At 61.1% G+C, this 26,615-nt stretch carries 18 protein-coding genes; 11 read left to right on the forward strand and 7 right to left on the reverse strand.

The features are described from left to right. Positions 1-30 precede the first annotated feature (30 nt). Genes fabZ through NO932_RS08890 form a run of 4 tightly spaced genes read left to right on the forward strand, consistent with a single transcriptional unit; the run spans position 31 to position 3,221 of the window. Entirely contained in the window at positions 31-468 is a 438-nt protein-coding gene (gene fabZ / locus NO932_RS08875; RefSeq protein ID WP_309211011.1) for a 3-hydroxyacyl-ACP dehydratase FabZ, read from the forward strand. Further along, positions 465-1,280, forward strand: coding sequence for an acyl-ACP--UDP-N-acetylglucosamine O-acyltransferase (lpxA, locus tag NO932_RS08880; protein ID WP_309210830.1), 816 nt, complete (start codon positions 465-467; stop codon positions 1,278-1,280). Before fabZ ends, lpxA begins: the two co-directional genes overlap by 4 nt. Then, complete coding sequence (gene lpxI, locus NO932_RS08885) at positions 1,277-2,104, forward strand: UDP-2,3-diacylglucosamine diphosphatase LpxI domain-containing protein (RefSeq protein ID WP_309210832.1); 828 nt, start codon at positions 1,277-1,279, stop codon at positions 2,102-2,104. The genes lpxA and lpxI overlap by 4 nt, the downstream gene beginning before the upstream one ends. After that, the gene (locus NO932_RS08890; RefSeq protein WP_309210833.1) at positions 2,097-3,221 is read left to right on the forward strand and encodes a lipid-A-disaccharide synthase; all 1,125 of its coding nucleotides are present in this window, start codon (positions 2,097-2,099) and stop codon (positions 3,219-3,221) included. Before lpxI ends, NO932_RS08890 begins: the two co-directional genes overlap by 8 nt. Positions 3,222-3,321: 100 nt before the next feature. Here NO932_RS08890 and gltA read toward each other — a convergent pair whose 3' ends face one another. Together gltA and gltX are read right to left on the reverse strand one after the other, a co-directional pair. After that, positions 3,322-4,611 (reverse strand): citrate synthase, encoded by a 1,290-nt coding sequence (gene gltA, locus NO932_RS08895; protein ID WP_309210835.1) that lies wholly within the window; start codon positions 4,609-4,611, stop codon positions 3,322-3,324. A 171-nt stretch (positions 4,612-4,782) separates the two neighbouring features. Next, positions 4,783-6,213, reverse strand: a complete 1,431-nt coding sequence (gltX, locus tag NO932_RS08900) for a glutamate--tRNA ligase (RefSeq protein ID WP_309210838.1) — start codon at positions 6,211-6,213, stop codon at positions 4,783-4,785. Positions 6,214-6,294: 81 nt separating this feature from the next. Between gltX and NO932_RS08905 the strand changes: the two genes are divergently transcribed. Continuing rightward, positions 6,295-8,427 carry a ComEC/Rec2 family competence protein gene (locus NO932_RS08905; protein WP_309210839.1) on the forward strand — a complete coding sequence of 711 codons (2,133 nt, stop codon included), beginning with the start codon at positions 6,295-6,297 and terminating at the stop codon, positions 8,425-8,427. A 51-nt stretch (positions 8,428-8,478) separates the two neighbouring features. Here the strand turns inward: NO932_RS08905 and NO932_RS08910 are convergent, their stop codons facing one another. Continuing rightward, positions 8,479-11,067, reverse strand: coding sequence for a ribonuclease E/G (locus NO932_RS08910; protein ID WP_309210840.1), 2,589 nt, complete (start codon positions 11,065-11,067; stop codon positions 8,479-8,481). Between the two features lie 589 nt (positions 11,068-11,656). On the opposite strand from NO932_RS08910, the gene NO932_RS08915 reads away from it, so the two are divergent. From NO932_RS08915 to prfB, 3 genes are all read left to right on the forward strand, one after another. After that, entirely contained in the window at positions 11,657-12,934 is a 1,278-nt protein-coding gene (locus NO932_RS08915; protein ID WP_309210841.1) for an N-acetylmuramoyl-L-alanine amidase, read from the forward strand. 384 nt (positions 12,935-13,318) lie between these two features. Beyond that, a complete protein-coding gene (locus tag NO932_RS08920; protein ID WP_309210843.1) occupies positions 13,319-15,736 on the forward strand; it encodes a penicillin-binding protein 1A in 2,418 nt (805 codons plus the stop codon). A 73-nt stretch (positions 15,737-15,809) separates the two neighbouring features. Further along, positions 15,810-16,926, forward strand: a protein-coding gene (gene prfB / locus NO932_RS08925) for a peptide chain release factor 2 (RefSeq protein ID WP_309161379.1) whose coding sequence is annotated in 2 segments (ribosomal slippage) — positions 15,810-15,878 and positions 15,880-16,926 — 1,116 coding nt in all. Because the reading frame shifts where the segments join, the coding sequence is not laid out codon by codon here. On the opposite strand, the gene NO932_RS08930 is transcribed toward prfB, so the two are convergent. Then, positions 16,927-18,045, reverse strand: coding sequence for a M23 family metallopeptidase (locus NO932_RS08930; RefSeq protein WP_309210844.1), 1,119 nt, complete (start codon positions 18,043-18,045; stop codon positions 16,927-16,929). It lies immediately after the preceding gene. A gap of 63 nt (positions 18,046-18,108) precedes the next feature. After that, the gene (locus NO932_RS08935) at positions 18,109-18,570 is read right to left on the reverse strand and encodes a peroxiredoxin (protein WP_309210845.1); all 462 of its coding nucleotides are present in this window, start codon (positions 18,568-18,570) and stop codon (positions 18,109-18,111) included. A 148-nt stretch (positions 18,571-18,718) separates the two neighbouring features. On the opposite strand from NO932_RS08935, the gene NO932_RS08940 reads away from it, so the two are divergent. Together NO932_RS08940 and NO932_RS08945 are read left to right on the forward strand one after the other, a co-directional pair. Beyond that, positions 18,719-22,192 carry a hypothetical protein gene (locus NO932_RS08940; protein WP_309210846.1) on the forward strand — a complete coding sequence of 1,158 codons (3,474 nt, stop codon included), beginning with the start codon at positions 18,719-18,721 and terminating at the stop codon, positions 22,190-22,192. A gap of 17 nt (positions 22,193-22,209) precedes the next feature. Beyond that, entirely contained in the window at positions 22,210-23,145 is a 936-nt protein-coding gene (locus tag NO932_RS08945) for an iron-siderophore ABC transporter substrate-binding protein (protein WP_309210847.1), read from the forward strand. Between the two features lie 19 nt (positions 23,146-23,164). Here NO932_RS08945 and tyrS read toward each other — a convergent pair whose 3' ends face one another. Together tyrS and NO932_RS08955 are read right to left on the reverse strand one after the other, a co-directional pair. Further along, the gene (tyrS, locus tag NO932_RS08950) at positions 23,165-24,418 is read right to left on the reverse strand and encodes a tyrosine--tRNA ligase (protein WP_309210848.1); all 1,254 of its coding nucleotides are present in this window, start codon (positions 24,416-24,418) and stop codon (positions 23,165-23,167) included. A gap of 142 nt (positions 24,419-24,560) precedes the next feature. Continuing rightward, positions 24,561-25,223: an alpha/beta hydrolase gene (locus NO932_RS08955; RefSeq protein WP_309161371.1), complete on the reverse strand. Its 663-nt coding sequence runs from the start codon at positions 25,221-25,223 to the stop codon at positions 24,561-24,563. Positions 25,224-25,467: 244 nt separating this feature from the next. Between NO932_RS08955 and NO932_RS08960 the strand changes: the two genes are divergently transcribed. Then, complete coding sequence (locus tag NO932_RS08960; RefSeq protein WP_309210849.1) at positions 25,468-26,610, forward strand: cysteine desulfurase family protein; 1,143 nt, start codon at positions 25,468-25,470, stop codon at positions 26,608-26,610. The last annotated feature ends 5 nt before the right edge of the window (positions 26,611-26,615 follow it).

The raw sequence follows: 26,615 nt of genomic DNA on the forward strand, positions 1-26,615 counted from the left end.
ACGGCCCGGCAGGGGGGCGAACTCTCCAGAATGGAGATTGACGCGATTCTCAAGGCCCTGCCGCATCGCTATCCCTTCCTGATGATCGACCGCATCATCGATATCGACGGCGATGAGTCGGCAATCGGCATCAAGAATGTGACGTACAACGAGCCGCAGTTCCTCGGCCATTTTCCGGGCGAACCGATCTTTCCGGGCGTTCTGATTATCGAAGGAATGGCCCAGACCGCGGGGGCGATTGTCATCAACCTCGAAAATCAGTCCGGCGCCCGGCACATCGTCTATCTGCTGACGATCGACGCGGTAAAATTCCGCAAGCCGGCCAAGCCCGGCGATCGCCTTGAATATCACATAAAAAAGATCCATCGGCGTAAGACCGTCGGCCGTTACGAAGCCAAGGCCATCGTGGATGGAACCGTGATTGCCGAGGCCGAAATCGGTGCGATGATCGTCAAGGAACAAGAGTGACCGCAAAAATCCATCCTACGGCCATCGTTAGCGAGAAGGCGACGCTGGGCGAAAACGTTTTGATCGGGCCCTACTGTATCGTCGGCGATGACGTGACGCTCGGAGACGAGGTCGAACTTGTTTCGCATGTGTCGGTCGATGGCCGGACAGCAATCGGGGCCCGCACCAAGATCTATCCGTTTTCCTCGATCGGCCACCCGCCTCAGGATCTCAAATTCGAAGGCGAGCCCAGCACCGTGACGATCGGTGAAGACTGCGTGCTTCGCGAATACGTCACCATCAATCCCGGCACCGCGGGCGGGGGAATGGAGACGCGTGTGGGCAACCATTGCCTGCTCATGGTCGGCGTGCACATCGCGCATGATTGCCGTGTGGGGAACTATGTGGTCATGGCCAACCAGGCCTCGCTGGCTGGTCATTGCGTGGTTGACGATTACGTCAGGTTCGGCGGCATTTGCGGCGTGCACCAGTTCGTCCGCATCGGGGCGCATGCCTTTGTGGGCGCCATGTCGTTCGTCGAGAACGATGTTATTCCGTATGGCTCGGTGCTCGGAAATCGCGCCTATCTCGGCGGGCTTAATCTCGTCGGTCTCAAGCGCCGTAAGTTCGACCGCGAATCCATTCATGCGCTCCGAGCCGCCTATCGAATGGTTTTCTCGAACGAAGGCACGTTGCGCGAGCGCATCGAGGATGCAGCCGAAATTTTCAAGGGCGAGAAGCTCGTCGAGGACGTTATCAACTTTATCCGCAAGCCGTCCGAACGCGCGCTTTGCATGCCGCGCAATGGTAACGGCACGACAACCGAAGAATGAGCGCCCCTGGGCGGCTAGCGCTGGTTGCAGGCTCGGGAGACCTCGTGCCCCAAGCGATCGCTGCTGCTCGTGCCGCCGGCTGGGAAGTTCGCGTTCTGTCGCTGCGTCCACGTGCCGATCTTGCCGATGAAAACCCGTTCCCAATCAAGGTTTCGAGGCCCGATCAGGTCCTCCGCGAAATACGCAAGTTCAAAGCCACCCATGTTTGTGCCGTGGGCGGCATGCACATGTCGGACCGCGAACGCGAGACTTTCGCCGAGTTTGCGGGCGAAAAGGATGCGACGGCCAAGGGCGACAGCAAGCTCTCGCAGCTCGGCGCGGCTCTCCTCAAGATTCTCGGACTGCCGTTCATCGGTGTGCATGAGATTGTATCCGATCTCCTGGCGCCCGCAGGGCAGATCGGTGCCGTGACCGCCTCTGATGAAATCGCTCGCACTGCCGAATTTGCTTTCGATGCTGCGCGAAAGGCAGGTGCCCTGGACCTGGGCCAGGCGCTAGTGGTGACCGGCGGCCGCGTTATCGCTACCGAGGACATTGGCGGCACTGACGAACTGCTACACCGCTGCCGGACCTATCGCGAGCGGGGACTGATCGGAAACGGGCGCGGCCATATCGTAATGGCCAAAACGTCCAAGCCGGGACAGCCGCTGCACGTCGATCTGCCCGCCATCGGCAAGCGCACCATAGAATTGGCCCGCGAGGCAGGAATCGAGGCGATCGTCGTTGAAGCGGGGCGCACATTGTTGATCGGGCGCGCCGAGCTCGTCTCTGCTGCCGATGCCGCCGGTATAGCGCTCATCGGCCTCACGGCTTCCAATGACTAGCGTTTTCATTCTCGCCGGCGAAGCTTCGGGTGATCGCATTGGCGCGAACCTCATGGCCGGCCTTAAGAGCAGGCGACCGGAGCTCGCTATTTTCGGCGTGGGCGGCGACGCCATGGAAGGCGAGGGGCTAACCTCGCTTTTTCCCATGGATGATCTTGCCGTCATGGGGTATCGCGACGTCATTGTCCGCCTGCCGCTCCTCCTCTGGCGCGCGAGGCAGGTGGCTTCCACTATCCTACGCCAGCGACCGGCGGCAGTCGTTTTCATCGATGCCCAGGTCTTTTCCAAGGTGGTGGCGCAATCGCTGCGCAGGCGCGGCTATCGCGATTCGATCATTCTCTACGTCGCCCCGGCCGTCTGGGCGTGGGGTGCGGTGCGGGCCAAAAAATTGGCGGCGGTCTTCAACGAAGTTCTGTCCGTTCTGCCGTTCGAGCCCGAGGCGATGCGCCGGCTGGGAGGTCCGGAGACCGCCTATGTAGGCCATCCGGCGCTCGAGCAATACCCTATGCGTGCCTCGCAGCCCGCGTCTGGACCGGTTTTGCTGCTTCCTGGCAGCCGTTCTGGCGAGATCGCCCGGCATCTTCCCATGCTGGGTGCCGCCGCCGCGCAGCTTGCCGACCTTCCATCGGTTACCGGTTTCGCCATTCTTTCGACGCGCTCCCAAGCCGCGCGAATCAGCAGCGTCGTCAGCCGATGGCCGCTCTCCGTTTCCGTGCTCGTGACCCGCGAGGAGCGGCACGCGGCGTTGCACGAGGCGGTTGCCGCCATCGCCGCCAGCGGCACAGTCACCCTCGAACTTGCTCTTGCCGGTGTTCCACAAGTGCTCACTTATGTTGCGGAGGGCGCGCAAGTACGCATGTTCGAAAAAGCCACCACGCAATTTATCGGGCTGCCCAACATCATCGCGGATCGCCAGGTGATTCCAGAGGTTTTGTTTGCCCACAAGGGCGAAACCGATAAGCTCGTGGGTATTGCCAGATCGCTGATCGGCAACCCGGAAGCTCTGGCTAAGCAAGTTGCCAGCTTCCGCGAAATCCGCGCGGTCATGGAAATAGGGGCACCCGAGGCGCCCCTTCAAGATCCTGTCGAAAAAATTCTCGGCTACCTGCCGACTTAGAGCCGAGGATTTGATCGACTCAAATTCTCGGCTCTAAGCCTTTGTTTTGGCGCGTGTCCGAACCGCAAAACCGTTTCCACTTTTGCTGGACACACTCTATCTAGCGCTGCGCGATATCCACGTAGTCGCGTGTCGTGGCACCATGATAGAGCTGGCGCGGACGACCGATCTTCTTCTGCGGATCGCCGATCATTTCCTTCCACTGTGCGATCCAGCCGACGGTGCGCGACAGTGCGAAAATGGCCGTGAACATCGAGGTCGGGAACCCGATGGCATCGAGAATGATGCCGGAATAGAAGTCCACATTGGGATAGAGCTTGCGCTCAACGAAATAGGGATCTTCGAGCGCGATCTTTTCGAGCTCCTGGGCCACCTGCAAGGTGGGGTTGTTTTCAACGCCCAACAGTTCGAGAACTTCGCGTGCCGATTCCTGCATCACCGCGGCGCGAGGATCATAATTCTTATAGACCCGGTGACCGAAGCCCATCAGGCGGAATGGATCGTTCTTGTCCTTCGCGCGCTCGATGAACTCGGGAATGCGATCGACGGTACCGATTTCGCGCAGCATGTTGAGCGCGGCCTCGTTGGCGCCGCCATGGGCGGGACCCCAAAGGCAGGCAACGCCAGCCGCGATGCAGGCGAAGGGATTGGCGTCCGACGAGCCCGAAAGCCGCACGGTCGAAGTCGATGCATTCTGTTCGTGATCGGCATGAAGCGTGAAGATGCGGTCCATCGCCTTGGCGACCACGGGATCGACCTTGTACTCCTCGGCCGGCACGGCAAAGCACATGTGCAGGAAGTTCGATGCGTAATCGAGATCGTTGCGCGGATAAACGAAGGGCTGTCCCACCGAATATTTATACGCCATGGCGGCAATGGTCGGCAGCTTGGCGACCATGCGGATCGAGGCGATCTCGCGCTGCATGGGGTCGGAAATATCGGTGGAGTCGTGATAGAACGCCGCCATCGCGCCAACCACGCCGGTGACGATCGCCATGGGGTGCGCGTCGCGCCGGAAGCCGCGGTAGAAATAGTGCATCTGCTCATGCACCATGGTGTGCCGTGTCACGCGGTTTTCGAAATCGGCCAGTTCCGCCTTGCTGGGGAGTTCCCCGTAAAGCAGCAGATAGCAGACTTCGATGTATGAGCTCTTGGCCGCCAATTGTTCGATCGGGTAGCCGCGATAGAGCAACTCGCCCTTGTCGCCATCGATATAGGTGATGGCGCTGTCGCAGGCTGCCGTCGAGGTGAAGCCCGGATCGTAGGTGAAGAGACCTGTCTTGGCATAAAGCGACCGGATGTCGATCACGTCGGGTCCCACCGTGCCGCTGAGCACCGGGAACTCGTAGGTCTCATCGCCCAGAGTTAGCTTTGCCGTAGTTTCGCTCATGAAGTGCCTCCCGGTTCATCGGCTCAGCGCCGTGGCGAGCAGTAGGGCCCGTCCGATCTGAGCACGCACAACGACTTCGTAAAAATGCTTCGCTTGGGTATCCGAATTTGCAGAGCCATGCAACTGCGTCATGGCTCTTGACGTATAGGTAAGCTGGCGATCAGGCGCCACTCAGGCGCCGGCACGTGCATGTGTTACGTCGGCCAGTCGTGCAAGGCTTTCGTCCCTGCCGATCAGGACCATCACCTCGAAGATGCCGGGCGAAATGGTGCGGCCCGTAAGCGCCGCGCGAAGCGGCTGCGCTACCTTACCGAGCTTCAGCCCCACGCCTTCAGCATAGGTCCGAACCGTGGCGTCGAGGCGTTCCACTGTCCATTCATCGAGCCTACCAAAGGCGTCGGTAAGCGCCGTGAGATGCTCCAGGCTTTCCCCCGTCAGCAACTGAGCGGCTTTTTCTTCGATCGGCAGCGGGCGTTCGGCGTAGATGAACTGGGCAAGATCGATCAACTCGAGCACTGTTTTAGCGCGCGGCTGCAGCTCCGGGATCGCGGCCAGCACTGTGTCCTTGTTCGAGACCAGTCCGGCGTAGTCGGCGTTCCGGCCGGTTTCGGACGCGGTGTCGACCATGATGTCGTAGAGGCGGGACGGCTCGGCCGACCGGATATAGTGTCCGTTGAGATTGTCGAGTTTGACGAAGTCGAAGCGGGAAGGGCCCTTGTTGAGCGCTTCGAGCGAGAACCACTCCACCATCTGCTCGGTGGAAAAGATCTCGTCGTCTCCATGCGCCCAGCCCAGCCGCGCCAGATAGTTGCGCAGTGCTTCGGGGAGGTAGCCCATCTGACGATATGCTTCGACGCCCATGGCGCCATGCCGCTTGGAAAGCTTGGCGCCATCGGGGCCGTGGATCAGAGGGATATGCGCCATTTCGGGCACGTCCCAACCCATGGCCTGATAGATGACGATCTGCCGGGCGGCGTTGGTCAGGTGATCGTCGCCGCGGATGATGTGGGTGACGCCCATATCGTGATCGTCCACCACGACCGCATGCATATAGGTCGGCGTTCCGTCCGAGCGCAGGATGATGAAATCATCGAGATTTTCGGCTTTGAACACCACATCGCCCTGCACGTGGTCCTTGACCACGATGTCTCCGGACTGCGGCGCCTTGATACGGATGACCGGGTTGACGCCCTCGGGCGCTTCGGAGGGGGCGCGGTCGCGCCAGCGCCCGTCATAGCGCGGCGGCCGGCCTTCGGCGCGCGCCTTTTCACGCATCTCGGTGAGCTCTTCGGGCGTGCAATAGCATTTGTAGGCGTTGCCGGACTGCAGCAATTTGAGCGCCACCTGAGCGTGCCGGTCGGCGCGCGCGAACTGGCTGATCGGTTCACCATCCCAATCGAGCCCGAGCCAGCTCATACCATCGAGGATTGCCGCCACGGCCGCATCGGTCGAGCGTTCCCGATCGGTGTCCTCGATGCGCAGCAGCATGGTGCCTCCCATCTTCCGGGCGAAGGCCCAGTTGAAAAGAGCCGTGCGGGCGCCCCCGATGTGCAGGAAACCTGTGGGAGAAGGCGCAAAGCGCGTAACGACGGGTTTGGACATAAGGCTTACCGCTTGGAGATTTGTTGGCCCCGTGTGTACCATAGCATCCGCCGAGCGCAAGGGCGGGGGGTGTGCGCAACGATGGTTGACTTTCCGGTCGCCAGAAATTTCGACGGGCAGCGAGGCGTCGGCCCATCGGGCAAGCTCTTGCGGGTATCCGCGACCCTCATCGGCACCCTGGCAGACGCTGTCTCCGACGCTGCCACGCAAAGACGCAATCTGATCCTTTGGCCCTTTATGATGATCGCCGGGCTGATCGTCTATCGTCTCTTGCCGACTGAGCCAACGCTGTTGACCTTGAGTGTCACCATCTTCCTTGCCGCCGCCTGCGCCATCGTGGGACGCAATGATGCAAAGGTGCGCGAGCCGGCTCTGCTCGGCGTGTTGGCGGGGCTCGGAATGATGCTACTGCCCATCCATGGCGCACTGTTCGGCACATCGATGCTCGAGACCGCGCGGTACGGAACCTACACTGCCCGCGTAGACGCCGTGATCTTCGACGACGGCGAAAACCAACGCTGGGTTCTCTCGGACGTCGCTGCCTCAGGAGAATCCGAAGAGTGGATGGTGCCCGACGTCCGGTTGGCCCGCGTAAGCGTCCAGGGTGACTATGCGGTTTCACCCGGTGATGTCATCGAAACGCGTATCCGCTTCTATCCCGTTCCGGCACCGGCGGTTCCTGGAGGATATGACGCTCAATTCGTGAGTTATTTCGATGGTATCGGCGCGTATGGTAATGTGTTGGGCGAGGTTTCCGTCACATCGGCGGAAGAAGCTGGATTGAGCCGGTTCATCAAGGATATTCGAGCAGCGATCACCGCCAGACTAGTCGCTCAGCTTGGCGACAGGATCGGCGGAATTGCAGCCGCGCTCATCACTGGCGACCAGAGCCGGATCAGCGAGGCGGACTATGACGTCATGGCCGAGGCCGGTATCGTGCATGTGATCTCGATCTCCGGCCTCCATTTGACCCTCGTGGCAGGGACGATGTTTGCCGCCATACGCTTCGTTCTTGCGCTCAGCCATCGCGTGCCGCAACTGTTGTCCGTCAAAAAGATCGCGGCTGGCTTCGGCATCGTTACGGCGCTGGCCTATATGCTGCTTTCCGGCATGGTCATTCCGGCGGTGCGTTCGACCATTATGCTGGCACTGGTTTTCGCAGCCATCATGGCCGGGCGCCAGGCACTGACCATGCGCAATGTCGCGATTGCTGCCCTAATCATCGTCGTCTTCGAGCCTTCAAGCGTATTCCGCGCTTCGTTCCAGCTCTCCTTCGCCGCGGTCGTTGCCCTGATCGCCGCTTATGAACTGGCACGCCGGCGGCGGGAAGAGCGTGAAGCGCCCGCCCGGGCCAAGCTGTTCCGACTGACCGTAGATGTGGCCATGACCAGCCTCGTCGCCGGATTGGCCACCGTGGTTTTCTCGGCCTATCATTTTCAGCAGACCGCGCCATTCGGCGTTGTCGGCAATCTCATGGTCACCCCGGTCGTAAGCCTGGCGATGATGCCATCGGCGCTGCTTGGGACATTGCTGATCCCTATCGGTCTGGATGGCCTGCCTTACGCTGTGCTCGGCTGGAGCATCGAAACGATGCTCTGGTGCGCTGGATTTGTCAGCGAAATGAGTGGCGGCTTCGATCCGAGCCCTATTCTGGCGCCCGCCGCATTGGTTGTTACACTCGCCGGGCTGACCTGGCTTGCCTACTTCCGCGATAGAATGCGGCTGGCGGGGCCGTTATTGGTGGTCCCGATCATCGCCCTGTTCTGCATGGAACGGGCGCCGGACATCTTCATCGCCGATCAAAGCCAGGCGGTTGCAATACGTCACAATGACAGCGTGGCACTGATCGCCGGCCGCAACGGCACCTTCGCCACCAACATATGGTCCGAACGCTACATCACGCCGATCGCCGACGGGCACGAGGCCACCAGTTGCGACAGCTTGGGGTGTGTGCTCGAGACGGATCAGGGGTATTCCGTTGCGCTGGTCAACGCACGCTCGGCCTTCGACGAGGATTGCCGCGTCGCCGACATCGTGATCGCGCGCATGGACGCACCCGAAGCGTGCCGGGCCACCGCACGTCTCGTGATCGACGCAACCGATCTCGCCCGCCACGGCGCACATATGATCGATTGGAATGGGCCCGACGCCCCGCCGCGGCTGCGCACTGCCATCGATACTCCCCTCCGCCCATGGCGCCTGGGGATAGAATAGCGACTCCCAGGCCTCTAAAAAAAACGCCCCGCTAGGCGGGGCGTTTTCATTCTAACCAAGCCCGAGGCGGCGTTGCCACCAGCCGACCTTTTTAGGCTTTTCTTCTGTTGCCTCGCTGGCAGAGGATACGACGATCTCGTCAGCCGGGACGACCTTCTTGCGGCGGCCGCGCGTCTCGGCTTCTTCTGCCGATTCCGCGGCAACGGCAGCGGTCTCCTGTTCGGCCGGTACCGGTGCGGGTGCTTCTACCGGCTGTTCGGCGGCGGTTTCGGCTTCGACCTTCTTTTTGCGTGGCGCGCGCGGCTTGCGGGCCGGCTTTTCGGGCGCGGCTTCGGCAGCAGCAGGTGCCTGCTCTGTGCTTTCGACGGCCTCTTGAGCCACAGCATCGGCGGACGCGTCAACCGCCTTGGCCTTGCGGGTGCGGCGGACCTTCTTGGGCTTTTCTTCCGGCGCAGGTTCCTCAGCGGGCGCTTCGGCGGCGGTGACCGTTTCCGGCGCGGCGTCGGGAGCGGGAAGGCTATCGGCCACGGCCGGCTCGCGTTCCTCTACGGCATTCATGGCCTCGGCATCACCGCCTTCTTCCACGGCTTCGCCAAAGCCGCCCTCATTGGGGCGCTTGTTGCGGCGTCCACCACGGCGACCACGGCGACGGCGCTTGCGCGGCTGGTCGTCTTCGTCGGCAAAGACCGCTTCGCCGCGGGGCTCGTCCTCGGTATCACCGGATTCCGCATCGGGGGTGGCAAGCTCGGTCGCCTGGACGGCCCCGTTATCGCGACCGCCACGACGGCGACGGCGACGGCGCTTGTTGCGTCCGCCCTGGTTTTCTCCAGAGGCTTCGCGTTCGGATTCGGCTTCTTCGGTAGCCTCCTCCTCGACCTCGGGCTCGTCATAATCCTCGATCGAGGCTGCATCGGCGCGGATGTGCTGGACGGGCGCAGCGGCGACCGGAGCGCGGGTTTCACCGCGTTCGATGTTGAACTGAGAACCGACAAGGCCGCTCTGGGCAGAGATGGTGATCGAAAGGCCGTATTTGGCTTCGAGCGCCGTCAGCGTATCGCGCTTGGTGTTTAGGATGTAAAGCGCGACTTCGGCCGGCATGTTGACGTTGATCGACTGACCGGGCTTGCGCAGCACGTGGTCTTCAATAGCGCGCATGATCATCAGCGCCAGAGAGGACACCGAACGGACCAGACCCGTGCCCGCGCAGGTGGGGCAGGAATGGGTCGAGCTTTCCAATACGCCGAAGCGGATGCGCTGGCGGCTCATTTCCATGAGCCCGAAATGGGAGATGTGGCCGACCTGGATGCGGGCGCGGTCGTTCTTGAGGCAGTCCTTGAGCTTTTTCTCGACGGCCCGGTTGTTGCGCCGCTCCTCCATGTCGATGAAGTCGATGACGATGAGGCCGGCCAGGTCGCGCAGGCGGAGCTGGCGGGAAATTTCCTCGGCCGCTTCCAGGTTCGTCTGGAGAGCGGTGTCCTCGATATTGTGTTCCTTTGTAGCGCGGCCCGAGTTCACGTCGATCGAAACCAGCGCTTCGGTCGGGTTGATCACGATATAACCGCCCGAGGGCAGGGTCACCTGCGGATGGAACATGGAGTCGAGCTGGGACTCTATGTTGTAACGCGAGAAAATCGGCGCATCATCTTTATAGGCCTGCACATTCTTGGAGTGCGACGGCATAATCATGCGCATGAAGTCCTTGGCCTCGCGATAACCGGCATCGCCGGCGACGAGGACTTCCGTGATGTCCTTGTTGTAAAGGTCGCGGATGGTGCGCTTGATGAGGCTCCCTTCCTCGTAGACGAGGCAGGGAGCAGAGGATTCGAGCGTCAGGGTGCGCACGTTCTCCCAAAGGCGCATCAGATATTCGAAGTCGCGTTTCACCTCGGCCTTGGTGCGCGAGGCACCGGCCGTGCGCAGAATGACACCCATGCCCTCGGGGACATCGAGATCGGTGGCAATTTCCTTGAGGCGCTTGCGGTCGGCGGCACTGGTGATCTTGCGCGAAATCCCACCGCCACGGGCGGTATTGGGCATCAGCACAGAATAGCGGCCGGCGAGGGAAAGATAGGTGGTGAGGGCTGCGCCCTTGTTGCCGCGCTCTTCCTTGACGACCTGGACGAGCAGCACCTGACGGCGCTTGATCACTTCCTGGATCTTGTATTTGCGCAGATTGCGGCGGGGACGCTCCTGCAGGTCTTCGAGCGCGTCGCCTTCACCGATCTGCTCGACCTTCTTGGTCTCGCGCGGCGCATCGAGGTCGTCGTCGCCGTTTTCTTCAGTGAGATCGTCTTCACCCTCGACAGCTTCGACCTCTTCCTCATCGGCAGCATCGACGTCTTCCTCGTGCGCTTCCTCTTCGGCGCGCATCAGGGCTTCGCGGTCGGCGACGGGGATTTGGTAGTAGTCGGGATGGATCTCTGAAAAAGCGAGGAAACCGTGGCGGTTGCCGCCATATTCGACAAAGGCGGCCTGGAGCGAGGGTTCGACCCGCGTCACCTTGGCGAGGTAGATATTGCCCCGCAATTGCCGCCGTTCGGCGGATTCGAAATCGAATTCCTCGAGCTTATTACCGTTGGTAACGACGATCCGTGTTTCTTCCGGGTGGGTGGCATCCACCAGCATTCTTTTCGTGGCCATAAAATAGAACTCCGCGCGCTCGCGCGCCGGACCCGGCCTGCCTTCTTGGCAAACCGCCGGCGCCATGCGAGGCGAATGACAGTATCGTTGAGACGCCGTTGGCGTCAGGGAGGTATGGGGGAGGGGTCAGGGAATGGGACAGCGGGCAGCGGCGCGCCGGAAAAGCGATCGTGCCGATTGCCGCAAACAAACCCATTCGACCTCGTCCTAGAGAGGCAGAGCCATTCCGGTTCTGCCATTCGGGTTACCAAAGCCGGCAAGCCCGATATTCGTAAATCGATGCAAGTCGCGCGTCACATGCCCGGCTAAGCCGGCTTGTCGCGCCGGAGGCGATATGGGCTTGGGCGCATACTCTTTGGCACCGAATTACAGTCCTTACGGGTGTTCCTGCAAATTGGCAATAGTCAATCGCCGGGCGACCCGATGCGTCGGATGTGGCGTTCGAGGTGGGAAAGTTCAAGCGCAGCACAGGCGATTGCCATGGCTTTGCCGCTCAAGATCGCCTTCTTGCAATCGCGAGGGGGGAAATCACGTCCTTGCCTAATTTGGCCGGAGAATCGCATAAGGTGCGCCCGAATTGGAGTTTTCGATGATCTTTCCTGCAGTGCGTGCAAGGCTGATTTTTCTCGCCCTGGTGTGTGTGTTCCTCAATGCGCCGCCGGTCGCGGCGCAGGAGGCCGCTCCTGCCGAGGCGGCGGGCAATACGAACGCGGCAACGCCGCCTGCGCTGCTCGACTCCCGGGTCACGGCCACTCAGGACCGCGCACGGCTAGTACTGGACCTGACAACGCCCACCGAATTTGCCGTTCATACGGTTGCCGATCCGATGAGCGTGGTCGTGGAACTGCGGGCCCAGACCGGCGACGCCGAGGATACTAATCAACCGGCCGGAGACGGATTGATCACCAGCTATACCGTGGACACACCGGGCAGCCAGAGAGTTCGCGTCACGCTCTCGCTGGCCGGACCTGCCCAAGTGCAGCAATCTTACATTCTCGATGCCTTCGAGGATCAGCCGGCGCGGTTGGTGATCGACCTGGTGCCTGATACGGCGGAAAATTTCGCAGCAAATGTGCGCGACACGCAGGCTGAGGAGGCCGAAGTCGAAACGACCCCGACGGAAACGGCGCTCGACGGTCGGCAGACGGCGCCCGGTGAGACCGCAACGGCGACCGACGCCGTGCGGCCGCTGGTGGTCATCGATCCAGGGCATGGCGGGGTGGATGGCGGCGCCAGGGCCACCAATGGCCTGGAGGAAAAGAACATCGTGCTGGCTTTCGCGCTCAAGCTACAAAATCTGCTGGTCGAAACTGGGCGGTTCGACGTGGCGCTGACACGCGATACCGATGCCTTTCTGACGCTTTCCGAGCGCGTCGCGCTCGCGCGACAGAACCAGGCCGACCTGTTTATTTCTCTGCATGCCGATTCCTTCGATCAGGCCGATGTGCGAGGGGCCTCGATCTATACGCGCGGCGATCTTGCGACCAGTGACCTAGATCGGGTGCTTGCCGAAAATGAGAATCGGGCCGATCTCGTGGCGGGGTTTTCTCCGCCCGAGGATGAGGGCGCCGTGGACGTTCTCGTCGATTTTCTCGCCCGCGAAACGCGGAGGCAGTCCTATCTGGCGGGGCAGGCGCTGATCGAACAGCTCGAGCCTTCCGTGCAACTGCGCCGTTTCCCGCTGCGGCAAGCGGACTTTTTCGTTCTCAATTCTCCCGATATTCCGTCCGTCCTGATCGAACTCGGATTTCTTTCGAACTCGGACGACACGCAGAACCTTACGACCGATGCATGGCTGGACCGCGTGGCAGCCGCACTGGCGCGGGGCGTGGCTGTTTATTTCGACGGGCGGCGCACCGGGCAATGAGATAATTGCTGTGCGAGAATTCGGGGGTAGCGCTTCGGGAAACTTGAGGTATTTGCTTGGACGGCACGAGAAATCGCCCGTTCCGTCTCCTTCGAGCCACTGGTTGTGGCGTGTCTCCACCGATCTGGTGTCGAGTGCTATCGTTCTTTCCGGGCAGGCGGATGGACACACCGTTTTGATGGCAAGATCGGGGTTTATCCCCACGGACGGCGGGATTCTGTTGGAACCGTTGAGGATTTGATTGCTTAAAATCCTCGGTTCTAACCCCTTGTTATGTCGCGTGTCCGAACCGCAAAACCGTTTCCACTTTCGCTGGACACGCTTTAGAGTAGGAATCGCGGGGATCAGTGCGAAGCTTTGGGCACGAGCCCGCGTGGGAATTGGATGGTTCGACTTTTAAGCTGGTTGTTCGGTTTTGGCGTTTTCTGCGGCGTCATCGTTCTGGGCGCAGTTTCCTACTATGTTTGGTCCCTCAGCGAGGATCTCCCTGATTATACGGTGCTGATGGATTATCAGCCGCCGGTCACCACGCGCGTGCATGCGGCAGACGGGACGCTACTGGCCGAATTCGCGCGCGAGCGCCGGCTGTTTCAGCCGGTAGAGACCATCCCGCCCATGGTGATCGAGGCGTTCCTGTCGGCCGAGGACAAGGACTTCTATTCCCATTTCGGGATCGATATCGCCGGTGTTTTCCGTGCGGCGCGCGACAATGTCATGCAGACGATCGATGGCGGGGCGGGCAATCTCGTCGGCGCTTCGACCATCACGCAGCAGGTCGCCAAGAACTTCCTGCTTACCTCCGACCAGACATGGGATCGCAAGATCAAGGAGGCCATTCTTGCGCTTCGCATCGAGAATGCGATGTCCAAGGACAAGATTCTCGAGCTCTACCTCAACGAGATCTATCTCGGGCTCAATTCCTATGGCGTGGCGGCGGCGGCACTCAATTATTTCGACAAGGGCCTCTATGAGTTGACCTATGCCGAAGCGGCCTATCTGGCTGCACTGCCTAAGGGGCCGTCAAACTACCATCCGTTCCGGCAGCCTGAGGCGGCGATCGAGCGGCGGAACTGGGTGCTCGATCGCATGGCCGAGAACGGCTATATCACGCTCAATGAGGCCGAGGTCTATAAGGCCGAAAATCTCAACGTCATCCCGCGCCAGGGTGGCTCGCAGCTTTATTCGGCCGAATACTTCACCGAGGAGGTGCGGCGGCAGCTCGCTTCGATCTACGGCTTCGATGCCCTCTATGGCGGGGGCATGTCCGTGCGCACCTCGCTCGATCCGCAAATGCAGCTCCATGCGCGCAAGGCGCTGATGGATGGGCTGATCGCATACGACCAGCGCCAAGGCTTCCATGCGGTCGAGGCGACCATTGAACTCGGCGACGATTGGGGGCAGGCGCTGGCGGAGGTATCGCCTCTTTCGGACGTGCCGGAATGGACGCTGGCCGTAGTGATCGAGATGGAGAACAATTCCGCGCGCATCGGGTTGCGGCCGACGATCGACGTCGATGGCGGGGTCAGCCCCGATCGCGTGACGGGAACTCTGCCAGGATCGGCCGTGTCCTGGGTAAGCCGGCCCCTGAGCGAACTTTTGAACGTCGGCGACGTGGTCTATGTCGAGCCTGTAGCGGGCGAGGACGGTGTTTATACCTTGCGGCAGGTGCCCGAGGTTGGAGGAGCGCTGGTAGCCATGGATCCACGCACAGGGCGTGTTCTGGCCATGGTCGGCGGGTTCTCGTTTGCCGAGAGCGAGTTCAACCGCGCCACGCAGGCGATGCGCCAGCCGGGATCCTCATTCAAGCCTATCGTGTACGCGGCGGCGCTGGACAACGGATATACGCCGGCCTCGGTTATCCTCGATGCGCCGCTGTCGATCGCCAATGCCGACGGCACTTTCTGGGAGCCGGAAAACTATGCGCGCCAGTTCTATGGCCCGCAAACCTTGCGGCGCGGCATCGAATTGTCGCGCAACGTTATGACGGTGCGGCTGGCACAGGATCTGGGCATACCGATGATCGAGGAATATGCTCGGTTGTTCGGGGTTTATGACGAGATGCCGAACGTTTTGGCAATGGCGCTGGGTGCGGGGGAAACCACCGTGCTGCGCATGACGGCGGCGTATTCCACCATCGCCAATGGCGGGCGCAAGATAACCCCCACGCTGATCGACCGCATTCAGGATCGGTATGGCGAAACGATCTACCAGCACGATGAGCGGCTATGCGAAGGCTGTGAGCAGCCTGAATGGCAAGGACAGGGTATTCCCACGATCATTGATACCCGTCAGCAGGTGCTTGACCCGATGACGGCTTATCAAATCACGTCGATGATGGAAGGTGTCGTCCAGCGAGGGACCGGCACGGCCGTGCGTTCGGTGGGCCGGCCGGTGGCGGGCAAGACCGGCACGACCAACGACTACAAGGACGCCTGGTTTGTGGGCTTTACGCCCGAGCTCGCGGTCGGCGTTTATGTGGGTTACGACACACCGCGCAATATGGGTTCGAGCTATACGGGGGGCGAGCTGGCGGCGCCGATTTTCGCCGATTTCGTATCAGCCGCTCTGGAAGGTGTTCCGCCCACCCAGTTCCGCATGCCGCCGGGCATGCACACGGACTGGATCGATCCCGTCACGGGCGTGGGAATCGTGGCTGGAGGCTCGGGGGTCGAGGAAGCGTTCAAACCGGGGACGGGACCGAACCTCACGACCTCGGTGATCGGCATCAACTCCCAGGCCTTCGACAACATCCAGACCGGTGCGACTCAGCAGCCGGCGTTCAATCCCGGCGGGCTGTTCTGATCGGCCGGCAGCGGTTGATTGTGCCGGTCAATGCCGTTAAGTCACCCCTGAACTTGAATACGCGGAAAGAGATATGCGCGCAGACGTTCTCAAGACGGTCGACGAAATCAAGCAGGCCCTAAGCCTGCTGAGGAGGCATCTTTGACTGGGATACAGCCGAAAGACGCCTCGACGAACTGAATGCCCGTTCCGAATCGGGTGATCTCTGGAATGATCCCGACCAGGCCCGCAAAGTGATGAGCGAGCGCCAGGCGCTGGAAGTCGCCATCACGGACGTGCGGACACTTGAATCGGGTCTCAACGACAATATCGAACTGATCGAACTGGGCGAAGCCGAGGGCGATAGCGAGATCGTGGCCGAGGCCGAGCGTTCGCTGGTCGAGTTGCAGGGCACGGCGGCGCGCATGCGCGTGGAAACGCTGCTGTCGGGCGAAGCTGATTCCAACGACTGCTATCTGGAAGTCCATTCCGGAGCCGGTGGCACCGAGAGCCAGGACTGGGCGCAGATGCTGTTCCGCATGTATACGCGTTGGGCCGAGCGGCGGGGCTTCAAGGTCGAGACAATCGAATACAGCGCTGGAGAAGAAGCCGGGATCAAGGGCGCGACGATCCTGATCAAAGGCCATAATGCCTATGGCTGGCTCAAGACCGAAAGCGGTGTGCATCGGCTGGTGCGCATTTCGCCCTATGACAGCCAGGCGCGGCGCCATACGAGCTTTTCGAGCGTTTGGGTTTATCCGGTAATCGACGATTCGATCGATATCGAGGTCAACGAATCGGATGTGCGGATCGATACGTACCGCGCCTCGGGGGCGGGCGGACAGCACGTCAACACCACCGATTCAGCCGTGCGGATCACGCACATCCCGACCGGCATTGTCGTGCAGTGCCAGAATGAGCGATCCCAGCATAAGAACCGGGCGCAGGCCTGGGACATGTTGCGGGCGCGGCTTTATGAGCTCGAGCTGCAAAAGCGCGAAGAGGCGGCCAATGCCGAGGCTGCATCCAAGACCGAAATCGGCTGGGGGCACCAGATCCGCTCCTATGTTCTGCAGCCCTACCAGTTGGTCAAGGATCTGCGCACGCAGGTTGAGAGCACCTCGCCGTCGGACGTGCTCGACGGCGATCTCGACCAGTTCATGGAAGCCTCGTTGGCTCAGAGGCTGGGCACGGATACCGAGGATGCCTGATTAGAGATATGCAGCCAGCGCCCGGCCAGCGGCGATGAAGCGGGTCGGGTCGATGGCGCTGCCACTCCGGCGGACTTCGAAGTGGAGGTGGGGCCCGGTCGAGCGGCCAGTGGAACCCGCAAGGCCGATGCGCTGGCCGCCTGTGACGGTCTGGCCAATAGCAACGGCGATCTGGCTTAAGTGGGCGTAGCGGGTGGCATAGCCATTGCCGTGGTCGATCTCCACCATATTGCCGTAGCCGCCATTGCCGCCGGCAAACTTCACGGTGCCGCTCGCGGCGGCGAGGACTGGCGTGCCGGTGCTGGCGCGGAAGTCTATGCCGGCGTGAAAGGCGGCGCGCTTGAGGAACGGATCGGTGCGGTTGCCGAAATTGGAGGTCACGGTTCCCGTGCCGGAAATGGGCGTCTGCACAGGAGCTTTCAGCAAGGCGTGTCGTGCGGATTGATAGCGGGCGAGGGCATCGGCGACGGCATTGGCTTCATCGATGATCGAAAGGCCTTCGCCCTGGGCGGGAATGAACGGACCGCCAACACCTTCTGCCGCCAGTTCCGGCTCGATGCCGACGCTCCGCAACTGGGTGAGAATGTCATTGGCCGACAGCGTAGCAGCATCCGACAACGATACGAGCGCCATGCGGGTATCTTCCTGCATGGCGATCAGACTTTCGGCCAGCGCGGCCGTGTCGCCCGAAAGGGGCGGTGTGGGAGCAGTGACATCGGCCGTCGCAGCAGGGACTTGGGCAATGCCCATTTCCCGCGCCATTTGGGTGAGGGCCCGGACATATTCATGCTGCTCGGACAATACCTCCTGCTGCTGGACCAGTTCGTGCATCTGCAGGTTCATATCGCCCATCTGCGCGTATTGACGCGAATGCAGCCGGTCGACTTCCAGCCGCAGTTCGGTGATGCGCTGCTCGTAAGCAGCAAGCAGAGCCGAATTGTCGTCGCGCATTAACGCGCTGATCTCAGGCGTGAAATAAAGAACCAGTGCGGTCAATGCATTAGACACGAGAAGAACAGTGACGATCCCCATGTAGAGGATGTAAGCGCCGATGCGGCGGCCAGATCGCACTCGGACCTGCTGCCGGCCCAGCGTAATGGACTGATCGCCCGCCTGCACTGATAGCCCCCAAAGACGCAAAACGCACAGAGGGGACTATGGCGTTCTATGGTTAATGGCGAGCTAACCCAAGGCCTTGACCACGCGTTCGACATGGCCTTTGGCGCGGATATTGGGCCAGATCCTGGCGATCTTTCCGTCGGCGTCGATGAGGAAGGTCGAGCGGATCAATCCCTGATAGGTGCGGCCGTAATTGGTCTTTTCGCCCCAGACGCCGAAGGGGCCGATGGCCTTGTGATCAGGATCGGAAAGCAGGATGGGCGAAAGTGAGTAGTCGGCACGAAAACGTGCAAGCTTTTCAACACTGTCGGGGGAGATGCCGACAAGCAGGATGTTGCGGTCGGCGAACCAGTCAGCATGGGCGGTGAAGGAAAGATTCTCGTCATTGCAGGCCGGCGTGTCGGCCTGGGGGTAGAAGTAGATGAGCACCGATTTACCGCGCTGATCCGAGAGGGTGAAGGGCGCTCCGGTATCGGTTTGGAGGGTGAAGTCCGGGGCGGCTTGTCCGGCGGCCAATTGGGTCATGTGCGTTCCCTCCGAGTTGTGTGCAAGCGTCAGTTTTTCCGAAACCAGCTATCTGCGCCATATTCAAGCCGATATGGTCGGTAAGAGACAGCTTTAAGAGCCGATTCTCCAGCCCTTTTGGCGGATTCTATGGAACCTGCACCTGACAGTGATTGAGACGACACGTCCCTGGCAAGCCATCTCGGGAGCGCAACGGCGGCTGGCGCTCAAGGTGCTGGCCTGGATCGGCATCGGATTGTTCGTCGCCTTCTCCGTTCTTTATGTGCGCCTGCTGTTCGGGCCAATCTCGCTCAACTTCCTGTCCGATCGGGTCAAGGGCGCGATTGCCGGTGTCGTTGCGGAAAACTTCGTCGTTGACTGGCAAGACTTCGGACTGTCGCTGACCGGGCCGGTGAGCATCGGTTTCCATTTTTCGACGGTTACGCTCACCGAGCGAGCGACGGACGCGACAATCGGGATGGAGGCGTTGGAAATCGGGCTTTCTCCCATCGGCGCCGCCATGGGGCGCCCTGACGCGCGGGTCATTTTGATCGAACCGAAATTTCAGATGCTGCAGAACCTGCTCGGCCCGCGCCTTTCCCGCTTCGAGTTCCTCGAAGTGGAGGGGACCGGAGAAACAGTAGTGCGCATTCTGGAGGGGGAAGAGAGCGCACCGGCAGTGCAGATCGGCGATGACGGCATCTCACTGGGGGAGGACCGGGCTGCCGACCTCGGGCTGCGCTCGGACAATGACTGGATGGTGCTCAATGTCCAGGCGCTCAATCAGTCGCTGGCTCAGCTTGCCGAACAGGCGATGGCGGGGCAGGTGCGCCGGGTGGAAATCCGCGACGGCTCGATGGGCGTTCTCGATACCGTTTACGGGCTCTATAAATCCTTCGATCAGGTCAATGTGGATGTGCGGTCCGGGCGCATCGATGGGCGCGTGGCCGTCGACTTTTCGGCGCGCATCGCCGGTAATGTCATGGAAGGCGAGATCGTCCGGGAGATCGGGGACGACGGTGCGCAGATCGAGGCAGGCATTCGCAATCTCGATTTTTCGACGATCGTGCCGTTTCTCGATGATGCAAAGGGCTTGGCGGCGCTGCGCGGTGCGGGGGAGCTTGGACTGTCTGTCGACTTCGGACCGGGAGGCGAGGACAGCAAGGTGGAAACCGGCCGCATCACTGTCGATGTTTCAGGCACAGAGCTGCGGCTCAACAATGACATGTTCCCGGTTTCGGCCGATCCGATCCTTGTGGAGTGGGATCCGGAGCAATCCCTGTTCAGCGTCGCCGACGTCGAGGTGGCGATCGGGCAAAGCACGGCGACGATTGGTGGCGACATCGTAATGGGCTTCGACGACCAGTTCGGGCCGACGCTAGGCATGTCGATCCGGGCGCGAGACGTGTGGCTGCATCCTGACGACCTCGAAGCTCCTGCTGAACCGTTCGAGGAAATCCATTTCGAGGGATGGTCGGCGCCGCTCTATGGCGCGCTGGGCATCGACAGAATGGTCGCCGCCAAGGAAGGCGTAAGCGTTGTTCTGCAGGGGCGCATCGACATGGTACGCGAGGGCGTTGGGCTTGACGTAACCCTGAGCGGACAGGGCGCTTCTGCCGACGATATCAAGCGGCTCTGGCCCTACCTGTTCGCGCGTGAAGGCCGGGAGTGGTTTGCCGAATATGTGGCTGACGGGTCCGTCCAGTCGGCCGATATGCACTTCAACTTCCCAGTTGGCAGCATCTCGATGGATGGCGAGCCGCGACCGATGCCTGAGGGCGCTATGCGAGTGGACCTCGTGGGGAGCGGCGTGCAGCTTTTGCCCATCGACGGACTCCCTGAAGTCCAGGTCGAGGGAGAAGCGCGGCTTACCGTGCGCGACAACCAGCTCACCATGGCCTTCGAAAGAGCCCGGGTGCCCGAATTCGGTGATGAGGTTGCGATCACCAATGCCGCCTATATCAACCAGGATATCTCGGCAGCCGAGCAGATCTTTGAGATTTCCGGGGACGTGACAGGCTCGGTGCCGGGGATACTGGAAATCGCCAGTGGAGAAACGCTCGAACTGCTTGAGGATTTCAATATCGGCGTCGATATCGAGGATCTCGCGGACGATCTGACCGGGCAGGTACAGTCGACCATCATTGCCACGATCGAAACCGACGATACCGGGCGATCGACCAAAACCGACTACACGCTCAACGGCTCGATCACCGATCTGGCAAGCAGCCAGCCGATACAGGGCGTCGCGTTCGATGATGGCGATTTCAATTTTACGGCATCGCAGGCCGGGTTCCACGTAACCGGGGATGCCAATGTCGGGGAAGCGGAGGTCGACATCGAAGCCACCCAGTCGGGCGCAGGAGCACCCGAGGTGCTTATTGGCTCGACGTTCGATGTTTCCGATGCCGCGGCCCTGGGGATCGATCTTTCCGAATTCATGGGCGGATCGGTTCGGGTGGTGGCCAAGCCGCTCAACGACGGAACGATTGAGATTGCCGCCGACCTGACGGAAACGGAACTCACGATCAGGGACATTGGAATCACCAAGCCCGCCGGTACCAGCGGCGGTCTTGAAACGATTGTCGCGATAAATGAGGAGGAGATTGCCATCTCCGACGTGACGCTGGCTTTTGGAACGGCGCGGCTGGAAGGCGATATGACGCTCACTGCGCAAGGTGAGCTCGTCTCGGCCGATTTCCCGATCTTCCAGGTGAGCGAGGGCGACAGTGCGCGCGTGAGCATGACGCCGATCGAAGGAGGCTATGCTTTCAGCCTGGAAGGTGAACAGCTCGATATCAAGCCTGTGCTCGGGCGCTTTTTCAACCTGGATGGAAATGCCAGTGCCGAGGCGAGCGACGATCTCGATGATCAGATCTTCAACGTCAGCGTCGATCTTGATAGGGCCCTCGGTCACTTTGGCACGGCGGCATTCAACGTGGACCTCGATCTGTCGGTACGGGGGGAGCAATTGCGCAGTGTCAACCTGGCTGCGCAATTCAGCGGTGGCAGGTCGGCATCGGCCACCACCAATCCGCTGCCTTCGGGCCGCGTGATTTCGTATGCGACCAACGATCTGGGCGAGACCCTGCGCTTCATCGGCATCTACCCGCGTCTGGTGGGTGGCGAAGGCAGCATGGTGATGCGGTTCGATGAGGCGCACGAGGCTGATACCGGTGAATTCGTCGTGCGCAATTTCGCTGTCGTCGATGAAGCCAATCTCGATGCCATCGTGGGTTCGCATGACGAATCGCGCGAAGTGGTGGGCGGCGCCTCTGCAATCGAATTCGACTATGGTCGTGCCGAATTCGTGCGATTTTCCGACCGGATCGAACTGGTGGATGCAGCCGTTTATGGTGATACGGTCGGAGGAACGATCCGGGGAAATGTTTTCACTGACGCGGGACAATACGACCTCGCCGGAACCTATGTGCCGCTGTTCGAGGTCAACAATTTCTTCCAGCAAATTCCAGTCCTCGGACCCATCTTCGGGGGGCGAGAGGGGGAGGGACTTATCGGAGTGACGTTCGCGGTGCGCGGACCGCTCAGCCAGCCCGAATTGCTGGTCAATCCGGTTTCGATCCTCGCGCCGGGCGTGTTCCGAACCCTGTTCGAATACCGGGCGGCGAACCAGCGCAATTGATCCGCGGGAGCGGTGTTATGCGAATTTTATGGTGGCTCATCATAGTTGCCGTTGCCTCGGGTGCGTTCCAAACCAAGGCCGGAGAGTTTCCGGCCGTCGTCGAACACGCGCTGGGGCAGACAGTTGTGCCGGCGGAACCGGAGCGCATCGTAGCGATGACCAACCGGGACGCGGAAACACTGCTGGCGCTTGGCGTAGTGCCGGTGGGTATTCAATCCCAACTTGGCTTCGAAGGCGGGGTCGGGCCTTGGGCGGAGCCGCTGCTGCGAGATGCGCGGCCGGAGGTCTGGCTGGGCATGGAGATCAACTATGAAGCCGTCGTGGCTATCGATCCCGACCTGATCGTCTTTGCCAATTCCGGCCTGGATGCCGAGGTGTATGGACGCTTGAGCGCCATTGCTCCGACTGTGGCCCTGCCTTCGGGTGCGGTGCCTTGGGCAGCAACGCCGCAGGAGATGACGCTGACCATCGCGCAGGCGCTGGGGCGTGAGGAAGATGGCACTGCGCTCAACGCTGAATTGGGGGCCTACCTGGCAGCGCAGCGGCAAAGATATCCGGTGTTCGGGGCCATGACCCTTTCGTACCTCGACATCTTCCAACGCTCGATCTTTGCCTATCCCGCCGACAGCATCGTGACCAACATCCTGCTCTCGGTCGGCTTTAAGCCCAGCGCCGGTGTCGCCTCGATACCCGAAAACGCTTCATATCTCGACGTGTCGGAGGAAAGGCTGGCCGAGTTTGATGCTGACGTGCTGATCATCGATGGGCACGGCCAGTCGCTGGAAGCACTGCAAGACGAATTGCCAACCTTCAGCAGGCTCAGTGCTGTGCAGGAGGGCAGGGTGTTGCTGATCGAGGATATGGCGCTGGCGACGAATTCGCAGCTTTCCATCCCTTACGCGCTGGATCGGCTATTGCCACGGATCGCGGAGGCGCTGGAAGCCGGGGAGTGATGTCCCGGCTTCCTTTGGATCAGACCGGCTTTAACAGCACGTGGCGCTTCTTGCCGATCGAAAGCTTGATGACGCCTTCGGAGAGAACCTGGGCTTCTCCGAGGCTCATCTTCTCGTCGGTGACCGTATCGTCGTTCACCCTCAGCGCGCCGGCCTGGATGTGCCGGCGGGCTTCACCGTTTGAAGCAGCGAGACCGGCAGTAACCGTAGCGGCGAGGATGCCAAGGCCGCCGCGCAGAGCCGACCAGCCGATCTGGATGGTTGGCAGCGAGAGATCGAGTTGTCCGGCTTCAAAGACCGCGATGGCGGTCGCTGCGGCTTCCTCGGCAGCGGAGCGACCATGGACGAGCGCGGTGACCTCGGTCGCCAGCACCTTCTTGGCTTCATTGATGTCGGTGGCGACGCCGCTGACAACGCGGGCGATCTCATCGAGCGGAAGCGCGGTGAAGAGCTTGAGGAAACGTTCTACGTCGGCATCCTCGGTGTTCCGCCAGTACTGCCAGAAATCATAGACCGAGAGCGCATCGGCGTTGAGCCACACCGCGCCATTGGCGGTCTTGCCCATCTTCTGGCCGGAGGCCGTGGTGAGCAGCGGCGAAGTCAGCGCGTAGAACTGGGTGTCGAGCATACGATGGCCCAGATCGAGGCCGTTGACGATATTGCCCCATTGGTCCGAGCCGCCCATCTGCAAAGTGCAGCCGTAGCGCTGGTTGAGCTCGACGAAATCGTAGGCCTGCAGGATCATGTAGTTGAATTCGAGGAACGAAAGCGACTGCTCACGATCCAGCCGCAGCTTGACCGAATCGAAGCTGAGCATACGATTGACCGAGAAATGCCGGCCCACGTCGCGCAGGAAGGCGATATAGCCCAAATCGAGCAGCCAATCGGCGTTGTTGGCCATGATGGCCGGGTTCTCGGCGCGATCGAAATCGAGGAAGTTGGAGAACTTTTGCTTGATGCCTTCGATATTGGCGCCGATGCCTTCGACGGTCAGGAGCTTGCGGGCCTCGTCCTTGAAGGAGGGATCGCCGATCATGCCGGTGCCGCCGCCCATGAGCGCAATGGGGCGATGGCCGGTCTTCTGCATCCAATGGAGCATCATGATCTGCATGAGGTGCCCAACATGCAGCGAAGCCGCCGTCGGATCGTAGCCGATATAACCGGTGACGATCTCGGTCGAGAATTTCTTGTCCAGTCCCTCGGGATCGGAGATCTGGTGGATGAAGCCGCGCTCGGAGAGCGTATGAAGGAATTCGGATTTGAAATGGGTCATTGGTCTTGATTCCAGAGCGTTGAAGCTGCCCGGCGATCTTGCGCCGGGCGGGTTGGGCTCGAAATCATCCCCTTGGTCGGGCGCCCTTGCCGCCCAGGATGAGATTCGCGAGGAGCCTTAAGGCTCCCAAACGATCGCAGGGTTAGCGTCCGCCGCCGGCGGCGATCTCGGCCCGGCGACGGTCGAGGTACTCGCCGCACGCTTCGATCAGTTCATCGATCCGGTTTTCGTAGAAGTGGTTGGCGCCTTCCACGATCTGTTGCTCGATGGTGATGCCCTTCTGCAGCTTGAGCTTGTCTACGAGTTTCTGAACGGCCTCGGGAGGCGCAACGCGGTCCTTGTCGCCATGGATGATCAGGCCCGAGGAGGGGCAGGGCGCCAGGAACGAGAAATCGTAAAGGTTTTCCGGGGGCGAAACCGAAATGAAGCCCTCGACTTCGGGACGGCGCATCAGGAGCTGCATGCCGATCCAGGCGCCGAACGAGAAGCCAGCGATCCAGCACCCGCGGCTCTCGCGGTTCAATGCCTGCAGCCAGTCGAGCGCGGCGGCGGCATCGGAGAGCTCACCAATGCCGTGGTCGAAAATCCCCTGTGAGCGGCCGACGCCACGCGAGTTGAAGCGCAGCACGGCGAAGCCGCGTTTCACGAACATATAGAAGAGATTGTAGACGATCTGGTTGTTCATCGTGCCGCCGAATTGCGGGTGGGGATGAAGAACGATCGCAACGGGCGCGTTGGGCTCCTTGCCGGGCTGATACCGGCCTTCGATCCGGCCCTCGGGTCCGTTGAAAATCACTTCAGGCATCTACTCTTACCTTTATGCTCTTTGTGCCGCATGGGAGCTATGCGTGAGGCCACGCCTCGGCTTGACGAACGGGCTGGGTGCTCATAAAACTGACCATGAAAACCAGTTTAGAATAATTCCAAATGGTTTCGAGCCGGCTCCCCGGCGTTTGTGAGCGCTCCTTTTACTTAAGGAGTGAGTCGAATTTCAAGGATTGTTTGCTGTGGCAAGTTCCAGCCGGACGCCGCAGCGAGTTGATGGATCGATGAGCGCATACCTCGATCATAACGCTTCGGCGCCTTTATTGCCGCGCGCGCGCGAGGCGATGGTGGCCGCGCTTGCCATGACGGGCAATCCATCCTCGGTCCACCGGCCGGGCCGGGCTTTGCGTGCCCTGATCGATGCAGCGCGGGATAAGGTGGCGAAAGCGGCTGGAGCCGAGGCCAAGCAGGTGGTGTTCACCGGCTCGGCCACCGAGGCTATCACCCAGGCTATCGTCGGGGGCGTCAAGGCGTTCGCGATCGACAGAGTGATCGTGTGCGCCACCGATCATGCGGCGACGCTCAAGGCCGCCGAAGCCACGGGCGTTTCGGTGCGTGTGGTCGGTGTCGATAAGGATGGACTTATCGATATCGAGGCGCTGGGGCGGCATATCGAGACCGCCAACCTCGCCGGTGAAAAGCTGCTGGTCGCCTTTTCCTGGGTGAACAACGAGACCGGTGTTATTCAGCCGCGCGGGCGGATCGAGGCGATGGTGGGGCCTACACCCCATATTCTCGTCATCGACGCGGTGCAAGCTTTTGGCAAGCGCGATCTGGACTTTGCGGCCTCGGCTACCGATATGATGGCCATCTCCGCCCACAAGATCGGCGGGCCGGCTGGGATCGGCGCGTTGCTTGTCAAAGGGCACGCCGATACCGTGCGGCTGGTTCCGGGCGGCGGACAGGAACAGGGCCGGCGCGGCGGCACCGAATCGGCGGCGCTGATCGCGGGGTTCGGGGCGGCCTGTGAAGGGTTTAATGAGGCCTTCTCGGTCGAGCGCATCGGGGAGCTTGTTGAGCAGTTCGAGGAACGGCTTCTGATGGTCGCGCCCGATGCCGTGATCTTTGGCCGAGAAACCGAGCGGATCGGCACGACCGTCAATTTCGCGGTGCCGGGGCTCAAGAACACTGTGGCGATGATGAGCCTGGATCTGGCTGGCATCGCCGTTTCGTCCGGTTCGGCATGCTCGTCGGGCAAGGTGGGACGCTCTCATGTGCTTAGCGCCATGGGGGTAGCGCCCGAGTTAGGTGAATGCGGCCTTCGGGTCAGTTTCGGCTGGTCTTCGATCGCCGAGGAAATCGACGCCTTCTTCAAGGCCTATGAAACGGTGCTGAGCCGCCATCGCCAAAAAGGCGCGGCGGCTTAGAAAGT

Origin of the sequence: Pelagibacterium sp. 26DY04 (genome assembly GCF_031202305.1) — a bacterium.
Classification (GTDB): domain Bacteria; phylum Pseudomonadota; class Alphaproteobacteria; order Rhizobiales; family Devosiaceae; genus Pelagibacterium.